We start from the raw sequence: 11,359 nt of genomic DNA on the forward strand, positions 1-11,359 counted from the left end.
TTGACTTTGCGTATGGTGCTGTTTATCCGCGAACCATTGAGGCCAGAGTGGCTTTCCAGCCATCACTGCCTCAGCGGTTCGTCGTGAACACTCCCTGTCATAGGTCTGCACACTTCTGACAGCTCAATAAAAATAAACCGCCTGGCGCAATGACTGCCTTTCGTTGCCGACAACGTTGCTCCGTGATGCAACGGCAGCCTTACCAGGCACTACAGGAAAAGACTATGCAACCATCCATCCAAGCACTCTTGGCGGTGTTGCCCATCGCCACTGCTGGCTTTCTGCTGGTGGGCCTGAACTGGCCAGCACGCCGCGCTATGCCTCTCGTTTTTCTGCTGACTGCGGCCATCGCCTGGCTAGGCTGGGACATGACTCCCTTGCGTATTGCGGCCTCCAGCCTGCAGGGTCTGGTCGTGACGGCCTCGGTTCTGTGGATCATCTTTGGTGCCATTCTGCTGCTGAAAGCACTGCAGTACTCCGGCGCCATCCGCACCATTCGCTCCGGCTTTGCTGATGTCAGCCCTGACCGCCGGGTGCAGGCCATCATCATCGCCTGGCTGTTTGGCTGTTTTATCGAAGGGGCCAGTGGTTTCGGTACACCTGCAGCCATCGCCGCTCCCTTGCTGGTAGCCCTGGGCTTCCCCGCACTGGCGGCAGTCATGATCGGCATGATGATCCAGAGTACGCCGGTTTCCTTTGGTGCTGTCGGTACCCCGATTGTTATTGGCGTCACCGCAGGTTTGAAGAACGACAGCATCGAGCAGCAGTTACTGGCGGATGGCAGCAACTGGGCGCAGTTCCTGCAACAGATCACTGACCATGTGGCTATCCTCCATGGTGTGGTCGGTACCCTGATGCCGCTGTTGATGGTCGTGATGATGACCCGTTTCTTCGGTGCCAACCGCAGCTGGAAAGAAGGGCTGGAAATCCTGCCATTCGCCCTGTTTGCCGGGCTGTCCTTCACCGTGCCCTACATGCTGACCGGGCTGTTTCTTGGCCCTGAATTCCCCAGCATTATCGGAGCCCTGGTCGGTATGGCCATCGTTGTACCCGCTGCCAAACGCGGCTTCCTGCAACCCAAAACGACATGGGACTTCCCGCCACGCAGCGAATGGCTGGCAGACTGGAGCAGCAAACTCAGCAACGGCAATGGTAACGGCCACCATGATGACAGCCATCTGGCGGGCATGAGTCTGTTACGTGCCTGGACGCCCTATCTGCTGGTGGCACTGCTGCTGGTGCTGACCCGCATTCCTGCTCTGGAACTGGGAGCACTGACCAAAAGCCTGAGCTTTGGCTGGAAAAATATTCTTGATCAGCAGGGCATCAGCGCCAGCATCGAGCCACTCTATCTGCCCGGTGGGCTGATGGTGATTGTCGTCGCCATCACCTTCTTCCTGCATCGTATGCAGAGCGCCGCACTGGCCCGCGCCACTCGTGAAGCCAGCCGTGTCTTGCTGGGAGCAGGTTTTGTACTGGTCTTCACCATTCCGATGGTGCGTATCATGATCAACTCCGGCGTCAACGGCATGCAGCTTGCCAGCATGCCCATTGCGCTGGCCCACTATGTGGCCGACTCGGTGGGTAATATCTATCCCTTCTTTGATGCCTGGATCGGCGCACTCGGTGCCTTTATCGCCGGCAGCAACACCGTATCCAACATGATGCTGTCGCAGTTCCAGTACGGTGTAGCCGAGTCACTCAGCCTGTCAGCGGTAGTGATGGTTGCCATGCAGGCGGTGGGTGCGGCGGCCGGGAATATGATCGCTATCCACAACGTGGTCGCCGCTTCGGCCACGGTCGGTCTGCTCGGTCAGGAAGGGCAGACCCTGCGTCGTACCATCCTGCCGACCCTGTACTACCTGATTGCTACTGGTCTGCTGGGCATGCTGATGTTGTAAGACGCGGTTCCTGAATAACACAAAAGCCCCGCGGTGCATGGCACCGCGGGGCTTTTGTTTTTATGTCGGCTATTCCGTGCAACAAGAGTCCGTGAAATTGTTGCAGCGTTCTTTCTATAGATGGAAAGAACGCTGCCAGAAGCGGTCCACAAGATCGTGAACACGGATCTGGAAATGATCAGATACTGACCAGCCCCTGACGAATGGCATAGATCACCAGATTGGGAATGTCCTTGATATTCAACCGCTCCATCATCTGCAGACGATGTGCCTCGACCGTCTTGGGGCTGATCCCCAGCTTCCAGGCGATTTCCTTGGTGCTCAGCCCCTGTGCAATAAAGATCAGGATTTCCTGCTGGCGTGGCGTCAGTGACGGCGGAATGGTTTCGCTACCATTGCCATAGAGGGGTTGCAGCACCTCTTCCGTTACCCCGGCACTCAGATAGAGATCACCGTTGACCACCTTCTGCAGCGCCAGCTCCAGCTCAACACTGGCCGCCTCTTTGGGCAGATAACCGCGGGCACCGGCACGAATGGCACCGACGACAAAGTCCCGCGAGGTATACATGGACAGAATGATGACCCAGGGCCTGCCGTTCACCCGTTCGCACTCCAGCGATTTCAGGACATCCAGCCCACTGCCGTCCTTCAGTGCCAGATCCAGCAGCAGAATATCGGGCTGGTGCAACGCCAGCAGCTGACGGGCTTCAGCCACCGAGCTACCCTCGGCCCTGACGGTAAAACCCGGCAACTCTTCGATCAGTACCCGGATGCCCGCCCTGACCAGCGCATGGTCATCAATCAGCACGATGGAATAATCGCCACTGCTCATACTGCCCCCTTATGCATGGGGATGGTGACGTGCAGACGGGTACCCAGCCCGGGGCTGGTGACAATTTGCAGTTCGCCGCCCAGCAAAGCCGCTCGTTCGGACATGCTGATCAGGCCCAGCCCAGCCTGATGGTGAGGGCTGGCATGGCCCTGGAGGTTGGAATTGTTGTTAGCGTTAATATCAAAACCTCTGCCATCGTCTTCAATATCAAGAGAAATATGATTACCCCGGTGTTGCAGGCGCACCTCCACCACCTGGGCCTGTGCATGCTTGATGATGTTATTTAATGCCTCCTGCACGATGCGGAACAGGGCCACCTGAATGTGATCCGACAGACCCAGCAGCGTGGCAGTCACATGCAGACTGGAGCGCTCAGGTAACTGGCCGCGCAGGCGGTCCATGTGCCACTGCAGGGCGGCCTGCAAGCCCAGCGTATCCAGCTGCGGGGGGCGCAGCATCAGTGACATGTCGCGGATCTGCTGCACACAGCGGTCGGCAATGTCTACCAGCTGCTGCCAGTCGACCGGCTTGTCCTGACGGCGTGAAGCCATCTGTAAGTGGATCTTCAGGGCCGTCAGGTTCTGCCCCACTTCATCATGCAGTTCACGCGACATGGCCTTGCGTTCCTGCTCCTGAATTTCCAGCATTTTGCCGGACAGGTACTTGAGCCGGTGATTGGCATCCGTCAGCCGGGTACGCAGCGCCTTGGCCTCACTGATATCACGGACAATCATCTGAATCGCCGGTTTGCCATCTACCAGCGTCGGTGTACTGGCAATCTCGGCATCAAATTCGGTACCGTCCAGACGCCGTAAACGTCGCTCCATATAGCGACCATCATTGGGCAGCACCTGATCCACGGGTACCGTCTGTTCTCGGATAAAGGTCCACAGTGGCAGGCCCATCACCGTTGCACTGCTGCGACCACTGAGAATCTGCTGTGCAGCAGGATTGGCAAACAGAATGTACTCATGCTGCTGGATCAGCACCCCATCAGGCAGGTAATCAATCAGTTGCCGGTAGCGCCGTTCGCGCTCCTGAATGGCTTCCCGGGCCTGCTGAAAGGCGGTCATATCCTGCACGATGCGCAGAGTACTGGGCGTTTCCTGCAGTTGCAATGGCACGTCCCACAGGCGGATGGGGACATCCCGCTGGGTCAGCGTCAGTACCCGCAGGCTATCAGGCTGGTTCTCGTCGCCCGCCAGGCGCTCGCCCAGCAGTTGCTGTTCGGACAGGCTGGCAAACTGATCAACATCCACTTCATATAAGGTCAACGCTGCCTGATTGACGGCCAGTAGCCGCTCCTGCTGCTGCAGCCACATAGGCAGTGGATGGCTATAGAACAGCTGCAGCAGCTCACGCTGACCCTGCAGGATCTTATCCAGACACTGAGCCAGCCGCGTCATCCCCAGATACAGCAGGGCAGTCAGGGTCAGCCCGGCCAGCACCACAAACAAGCTGTGCTGTGCACTCGACAGGGTATCCGGCAGCAGCCATTCCTGTACCAGTAGCAGCAGGATCAGCAGCACACCGCCGAGCCAGGGCAGCCAGCGCACCCCGCAACGGCTGCGTCGCACATAATGCAACTGACGCTGCAGCAGCAGTTCTAGCTTATCCGATGGATCGCGGTAGGACATGGAAGCCTCGTTTTTGCGCCCCCAAACACGAAATGGGCGACCTGGGGAATGACATCCTGTGACCGACGTCCTGAGCAGCCTCCCTTGCAGCACTCGTCTGTCCTGTTTCTACAGGCAAACAGCCCATAAACATATACTTTCGTCACGACAAAACTATCCGCGTAACGCTGACGCTTTATAAGGAATTTCCTTAATCCTTACGGGGCAATCGCTTATCGTGTACCACCCTGTTTACCGTCATCATACGGAGTTATTTTTTTGGGCGGCGCGACCGGTTGGAGCTACCTTGCACACCACTGACAACTTCCCTTCTCTGCAGGCCTGCATAGAGCATCAACTGACCCGACAGCAACCGGCCAGCCAGTCCCGCGTCCTTCTCAGCCTGAATATCGCTCTGGTCGCCGTCGGCATGCTCCTGCTGTACCTGCTGCACAGCCCGCTGCCACCGGTAACCCGCCTGTTTTCTGCCAGCCTCATTGTAATGTCGCCACTGCTGTCACGCCGCTGGTTTGTGCTGGCCCTGATGTTATTGCTGATCAGCGTACTGCTGCCGCAGACCAGTATTGCGGCGTTCAATGCGACCGTAATACTGGCCATTCTGCTGGGCCTCAGCCGCTATCTGCACGGGCTGCTGCAGCAACGCTACATTGCCAGCCAGCTTGATGACTGGCGCAACCATGGCCAGCCCCTGCTGCAGACACTGATGCAGTCCCATCGTGGTGACGTCAAACTGCTGGATGAAGAAGGACGGCTGCATTTTGTCGACGCCGTCAGTCTGCAACGGCTGGGTGCCAGTCATCAACAAGAGGTACTGGGGCGCCCCTGGTGGTCATTCTGGCCAGACAGCTGGCAGGCTAGCATTCGGCAGTATCTGCAGCAGGCCGGCCCGACGCCGACCCGCATCCAGGCCCAGCGCAGCGATGCGCAGGGTGTGATGCAGCAGTGGCACGGCTGGATCATGCGCATTCGCTTCAGCCACCGGCACTGGTATCTGGTGGTCACCGATAAACTGGTGCCACTGGCCTGCGATCATCTGGAAACCCCTCCCTGCCTGGCATTTGATGAACTGCAGGAAGGTATTCTGCTGCTCGGCGCCGATGGCGCGGTGGTACGCAGCAATGCGGCGGCTAATGCCCTGTTCGGTCAGCCTGCAGCGCTGACGCAATACAGTCTGTGGCAGCTGCTGCCCGACCTGCTTGATCATCCGGATTACAGTGCCCTGCTGCATTGTCTGCAGCAGGGGCAGGGCAGCTGCCAGCTGCAGCTGAACAACCAGCAGGTCAAACTGCAGCTGCGCCTCTGTACCGACGGCCAGCACCGCCGCCTGTATCTGTTGCCATGGCATGACAGCCAGGCCCTGCAGCAGCAACTGCAGTGCAGCGAGCAGCGCCTGTCACGGCTGGAGCAGGCCTGCCGGGCCGGCACCTGGCAGCTGGATGCCCAGGGCCTGCTTACCCTGTCGGCCCATGCCGTCCAGCTGCTTGGCTGCCGCCAGCAGCAGGGCGACGTCAAGCAGATGCTGGCAGCGGTCGTCGACGCTGACCGCCTGCCCCTGTTCAGCACCCTGCGCGATGCACTCAACGGCCAGACCGAGCAGTTTGACTGCCGCTTCCGCCTGCAGCGCCAGCAGGGCGAAGACGTCATCATTACCCTGCGCGGCTGGAGCAGCAAAGGCACCAGCCAGCGCTGCATCGAAGGCACGCTGCACTTTGCCACCCCCACAGCCGTCAGCCAGCAGCCTCCCTCACAGCTGGCACAGCAGATTCTGGAAGTGCTGGATGAACAGCTCTGCCTGCTCGACAGCCGCGGCAATGTGGTCCTCACCAACAGCCGCTGGGACGAAACCTCCCTGCTCTTCCCCACTACCAGCCACTGGCAGGGGCTCAACTTCCTCACCCTCTGCGAACAGGCGGGCAGCGAAGGTGACAAAGCAACACGTGATCTTGCCGCCGGTATTCGTGCCGTTATGTCAGGGCGTATCCCTTATTACCTGCACAAGCAGCAGTCTCAGCTCAACGGCAACAGCTACTGGCACTGGGCCAAGGTCACAGCACTGACATGGCAGCAGGAGCGTTACCTGCTACTGGCGCTGGAAGACTTTACCGAGCTGCAGACCATTCTCGACGCTCATCAGAAAAGTGAGTGGCGCTTCCGTCAGGTGGTGGAGAAAGTCGCCCGCGCATTCTGGATTTTCGACGTCGACAGCCAGCGTTTCGACTACTACAGCCCGGCCTTCCAGCAGCTGATGGGCATCCACCAGCATCATCCGGAAGCCCATACCAAGGTCTGGAGCCAATGGCTGCACCCGCAGGACAAAGCCTACGTGATGCAGCAGCTACAGCAGCTGTTCAGCGGTCAGGCACAGGGCGACAACCCGCAGGAAGTGGTACTGGAGTACCGCCTGCTGACGGCCGAACAGGAAGTGCGCTGGCTGCATGCCCGCCATTATCTGGTGGAAAAGGACAGAGGTCAGGATGCCGCACCGCTGGAAGAACATAGCAGCGGCCTGCAGGTTGTCGCCGTGATCGAGGACATCACCGAAAGCCGGCGCCAGCAGGAAAGCGTGCGCAAACTGTCGTATTTCGACCATCTGACCGGCCTCAGCAACCGCACCAGCTTCCACAGCCAGCTGCAGCAGTATGTCAGCCAGCAGCAACAGCCGTTCTATCTGTTCCAGCTCGGCCTTGATCGGTTCAAGAAGATTAACGACAGCCTCGGCCACGAATGCGGCGATCAGCTGCTGTATCAGCTGGCCCAGCGGCTGCAGCTGACCCTGGGCAAGGATGCGCCACTGGCGCGACTGGGGGGCGATGAGTTCGCCTTTATCCTGCGTCCGGAGCAGGTCGGCAATGACCTCAGCCTCTATGCCAGCACCCTGCTCAACTATGTCAGCACCCCCTGCGCCATCGATGGCAACGAGGTGTTCATCACGGCCAGTCTGGGCGTGGTGTACTTCCCAGATGACGGCAGCAGTTCCACCCAGCTGCTCAGCAATGTCGATCTGGCCATGCAGCTGGCCAAGGAACAGGGCAACGGCCGGCTGTTCCGCTATGAGTCAGCGCTGGACAACAAAGCCCAGCTGCTGGCCAGTATCCGCTTGCAGGGCGAGCTGCGCCGCGCCCTGCGTCTGCGCGAGTTCACCCTGTTCTATCAGCCCAAGCAGGTGCTGGAAAACGGTGAGATCAGTGGTGTTGAAGCGCTGTTGCGCTGGCAGCACCCGGAACGTGGGCTGGTGTCACCCGCCGACTTTATACCCTTGCTGGAAGACAGCGGTCTGATCGTACAGGTAGGTTACTGGGCGCTGGAACAGGCCTGTCAGGACCTGGCCAAGATCGGTGCCGAACAGCACGGCGCGCTGACCGTGGCGGTCAACGTCTCCAGCCGGCAGCTGCAGGATGAAGAGTTTGTCGACTATATCGACCGGCTGCTGCAGCGCTATCCGCACGCGCAGGGGCGGCTGGAAATCGAGATCACCGAGTCGGTCATGATGCGCCAGCCCATGGAAAACATTGCCGCCCTGCAGGCATTGCAGCTGAAAGGGGTCAGCATTGCGCTGGATGACTTTGGCACTGGCTATTCAAGCCTCAGTTACCTCAAACAGCTGCCGGTTTCCACCCTGAAAATTGACCGTAGCTTCATTACCGATGTGCACGAGCAGGCCGATAGCCGCAAGATTGTCCGCGCCATCGTGCAGATGGGCCATGCCATGGAGCTGGTCATTGTCGCTGAAGGGGTGGAAGTCAACGAACAGGCGCGCATCCTGCGCCATCTGGGCTGTGATCAGATTCAGGGATTCGGACTGGCACGGCCGATGCCGCTGCTGAGCTTGACCCAGTGGCTGGACAACTATCAGCCGGTGGCAGTCAGCCCCGACCTGTAATGAAAAAGCCACTGCATCGTGCGGGGAAGGTTCGATGCAGTGGTCACACAACACCTTACTGAAAAGCCTTACTGACCGTGCTGGCTGGACTTCAGCCAGAACTGCTGGGCCAGCTGATGCAGCGCACTGCTCAGCCCGGCCACATAGTTGGCATTGCAGCGATTACTCTCGCTGCTGCTGACATTACTGTCGGCCGCGGCACGCATGTTCAGAATGCTGCGGTTGATATCCTCACTGACAATGCCCTGCTGCTCGACGGCGGTGGCTATCTGCAAATTCATGGCGGAAATCTCGCTCATACCCTGCCCGATACCCGACAGCGCCGCTGCTGCTTCCTGCGCCATGCTGACGGACGCACTGGCCTGCTCACCACTGCGACTCATGGCCAGTACCGCCTGTTGCGCCCCCTGCTGCAGTGAGCCGATCATCTGCTGAATTTCTTCGGTCGATTGCTGGGTACGGGAGGCCAGGGCACGCACTTCATCGGCTACCACCGAGAAACCACGGCCATGTTCACCCGCCCGCGCGGCTTCAATAGCGGCATTCAGCGCCAGCAGATTGGTCTGCTCGGCAATGCCACGGATCACTTCCAGCACTCTGGATATCTGCTGGCTATGGCTATCCAGTTCCTGCACCACACCGGCGGCCCGTGCAATCTCGCCACACAGCGCGCCGATGGCTTCGCTGGTGGTACTGACCAGCTGCTGACCACGGCGGGTATCCACATCAATCTGACTGGCCGCCACCGAAGCGCTCTGGGCATTGCCTGCCACCTGCTGAATGCTGACTGACATCTCCGTGACGGCAGTGGCGACCTGATCCGCTTCGCCCTGCTGGCTGAGAGTGACAGTTTTGCAGTGATCAATCTGCTCCACCAGACTGTCGGTACAGCCCCCCAGCCGCTGCGCGGCATCACCAATGCGTCCAATCACGCCGCCGGTCTCGGCCTGCAACATGCGCATGGCAAACTCGATGCTGCCCCATTCATCGGCACGGCCAGTGTAGAGCAGCTGGCTCAGCGGGTTGTCAGCCACCTTGCGGGCACGCTGCAGCAGAGTTGTCAGTGGTGCCAGCTGCCACAGCACGACGCCACTCACCAGCAGCGCCAGCGTCACGGCCAGTGCCAGACTGCCGGGCAGTGCCGTATGCAGCCAGCCGACCGCGGCACCGGCCGCCGCCAGTAACAGCACCCAGATCAGCAGACAGAGACGTGCTGCGACCCCAAGCTTGGGCAACCGCCAGACCAGCGGTGTCTGCCCGGCACGCAGCCGGGCATACAGGGCTTCGGCCTGATCGACCTGATGGTTGCTGGGTCGGGTCCGCACCGACTGATACTCGGTAATCTTGCCGTCACGGGTGATGGGGGTGACGTAGGCACTGACCCAATAGTGGTCGCCGTTCTTGCAGCGGTTCTTGACCAGCCCCATCCACGAACTGCCTGCCTGCAGGGTCGACCACATATGCCTGAACGCCGCAGCGGGCATATCCGGGTGACGCACCATATTGTGCGGTTGCCCGAGTAGCTCTTCCTCGGTGAAACCACTGATGGAGATGAAGTCCTGATTGACGTAGGTGATATGGCTCTGGCTGTCAGTGGTAGACAGGATATTGGCGTTGGCCGGCAGCTCCAGCTGACGGCCAGTGACTGGCTGGTTGTTACGCATAGTGATGACCCCGCTCGTTTACGCTTCGCTGGTCAGTACGGCTTACCGCTCCCATGTAATGCTGACCAGACAATCACAACATGACTTTTGTGACTATGAATTATAACGAACGGATAAAAAGGGTGGTGCCAGCATCAAACTACATGCTGACATCCTAATATGCACTGCACTTCGGCAACACTGGCGGCAACACGACGGACCAGTGCAGCCCCCTACTCCACCACCGGCCGGTGCAGGGTACGGTAATCCCGTGGGGTCGATTCCAGATGCTTGCGGAACACCGAGTAGAGGTAGTGAATCGAGGGGTAGCCACACAGACCGGCGATTTCGGCAATCGGCAGGTCCGTCGCGGCCAGCAGATGCTGCGCCTGATGCAGTTTGGCAAAGTGAATCTCGTTGTGTACCGACTGCCCGCGTTCATCGCGGAAACGTTTCTCCAGATTGGAACGGGACACACCGACGTAATCCAGCACCTGCTCCACCTTGATCCCTTTGCAGGCGTTAAGGCGGATATAGTGCATGGCCTGAATCACATAAGGGTCTTTCAGCGCCTTGAAATCCGTCGACTGACGCTCGAAGACAGCAGTGGGCGCGATCAGTTTGCGCACCCTGCCGGGGTGACGGCCACGCAGGGCACCGTGCAACAGCTTGGCCGCCTGATAACCCATGGCCCGACAGCCCTGCCCCACCGAACTGAGCGGCACCCGGGTGAGATAGCGGGTCAGGTCTTCGTTGTCGATACCCACCACCGCCAGCCGGTCAGGCACCAGAATATTCAGATGCTCACACACCTGCAGAATATGCCGGGCGCGGGCATCGGTGACGGCGATGATGCCGACTGGTGCCGGCAGCTGCTGCAACCAGTCGGCCAGACGGTTCATGTCGTACTGCCAGGTTTCCGGGTTGGTTTCCTGCCCCCGATAGACCGCGCCCTGATACCCATCACTGGCCAGCACATGCACAAAGGCCCGCTCGCGCTCATGAGCCCAGCGCTTCCATGAGTTCTCCGGCAGGCCATAAAAGGCAAAATGCTCCAACCCTTTACTCTTGAGATGCTGGTAAGCCATCTGCACCAGAGCATAGTTGTCGGTCGCCACATAGGGCACCGCCGGATAATCGGCATCGTCCATGTAGGACCCCCCGACGCCGATCACCGGTACATGCAAGTCCGCCAGCGCAGCAGCAATGGCCGGGTCGTCGAAATCAGCGATGATGCCATCACCCATCCACTCCCGCACATGCTGGATGCGACAGAGAAAGTCCTCTTCCAGAAAGATGTCCCAGTCACACTGGGAGGCCTGCAGGTATTCACCGATGCCCTGAATGACCTGCCGGTCGTAGACCTTGTTGGCATTGAACAGCAGGGTGATGCGGTACTTCTTCTCGAACATGCGCCGATCAATCTTGTTGTTATTCATGGCCTGTAAGGGTAGCAGGCAGGGATT

At 59.4% G+C, this 11,359-nt stretch carries 6 protein-coding genes; 2 read left to right on the forward strand and 4 right to left on the reverse strand.

The genetic code is table 11. The features are described from left to right. Positions 1–224: 224 nt before the first annotated feature. The gene (locus QCD60_RS09390; protein ID WP_279784583.1) at positions 225–1,901 is read left to right on the forward strand and encodes an L-lactate permease; all 1,677 of its coding nucleotides are present in this window, start codon (positions 225–227) and stop codon (positions 1,899–1,901) included. 178 nt (positions 1,902–2,079) lie between these two features. On the opposite strand, the gene QCD60_RS09395 is transcribed toward QCD60_RS09390, so the two are convergent. Beyond that, complete coding sequence (locus QCD60_RS09395; protein WP_279784585.1) at positions 2,080–2,733, reverse strand: response regulator transcription factor; 654 nt, start codon at positions 2,731–2,733, stop codon at positions 2,080–2,082. Beyond that, on the reverse strand, positions 2,730–4,370 hold the full coding sequence (locus QCD60_RS09400) for a PAS domain-containing sensor histidine kinase (protein WP_279784587.1): 1,641 nt from the start codon (positions 4,368–4,370) through the stop codon (positions 2,730–2,732). Before QCD60_RS09400 ends, QCD60_RS09395 begins: the two co-directional genes overlap by 4 nt. A 286-nt stretch (positions 4,371–4,656) precedes the next feature. Here QCD60_RS09400 and QCD60_RS09405 point away from each other — a divergent pair, with 286 nt between their 5' ends. Next, the gene (locus tag QCD60_RS09405) at positions 4,657–8,250 is read left to right on the forward strand and encodes an EAL domain-containing protein (protein WP_279784589.1); all 3,594 of its coding nucleotides are present in this window, start codon (positions 4,657–4,659) and stop codon (positions 8,248–8,250) included. Between the two features lie 68 nt (positions 8,251–8,318). On the opposite strand, the gene QCD60_RS09410 is transcribed toward QCD60_RS09405, so the two are convergent. Both QCD60_RS09410 and QCD60_RS09415 read right to left on the reverse strand, forming a co-directional pair. Then, entirely contained in the window at positions 8,319–9,914 is a 1,596-nt protein-coding gene (locus QCD60_RS09410; protein WP_279784591.1) for a PAS domain-containing methyl-accepting chemotaxis protein, read from the reverse strand. 212 nt (positions 9,915–10,126) lie between these two features. Beyond that, the gene (locus QCD60_RS09415; RefSeq protein WP_279784594.1) at positions 10,127–11,332 is read right to left on the reverse strand and encodes a DNA-binding transcriptional regulator; all 1,206 of its coding nucleotides are present in this window, start codon (positions 11,330–11,332) and stop codon (positions 10,127–10,129) included. Between the last annotated feature and the right edge of the window lie 27 nt (positions 11,333–11,359).

It is taken from the genome of Pokkaliibacter sp. MBI-7, from assembly GCF_029846635.1.
GTDB lineage: Bacteria > Pseudomonadota > Gammaproteobacteria > Pseudomonadales > Balneatricaceae > Pokkaliibacter.

What these genes read in the sequence shown, in the direction of transcription:
- QCD60_RS09400 (WP_279784587.1), bottom strand. Translation starts at nt 4,370, where the DNA reads ATGTCCTACCGCGATCCATCGGATAAGCTAGAACTGCTGCTGCAGCGT.
- QCD60_RS09395 (WP_279784585.1), bottom strand. Translation starts at nt 2,733, where the DNA reads ATGAGCAGTGGCGATTATTCCATCGTGCTGATTGATGACCATGCGCTG.
- QCD60_RS09390 (WP_279784583.1), top strand. Translation starts at nt 225, where the DNA reads ATGCAACCATCCATCCAAGCACTCTTGGCGGTGTTGCCCATCGCCACT.
- QCD60_RS09410 (WP_279784591.1), bottom strand. Translation starts at nt 9,914, where the DNA reads ATGCGTAACAACCAGCCAGTCACTGGCCGTCAGCTGGAGCTGCCGGCC.
- QCD60_RS09415 (WP_279784594.1), bottom strand. Translation starts at nt 11,332, where the DNA reads ATGAATAACAACAAGATTGATCGGCGCATGTTCGAGAAGAAGTACCGC.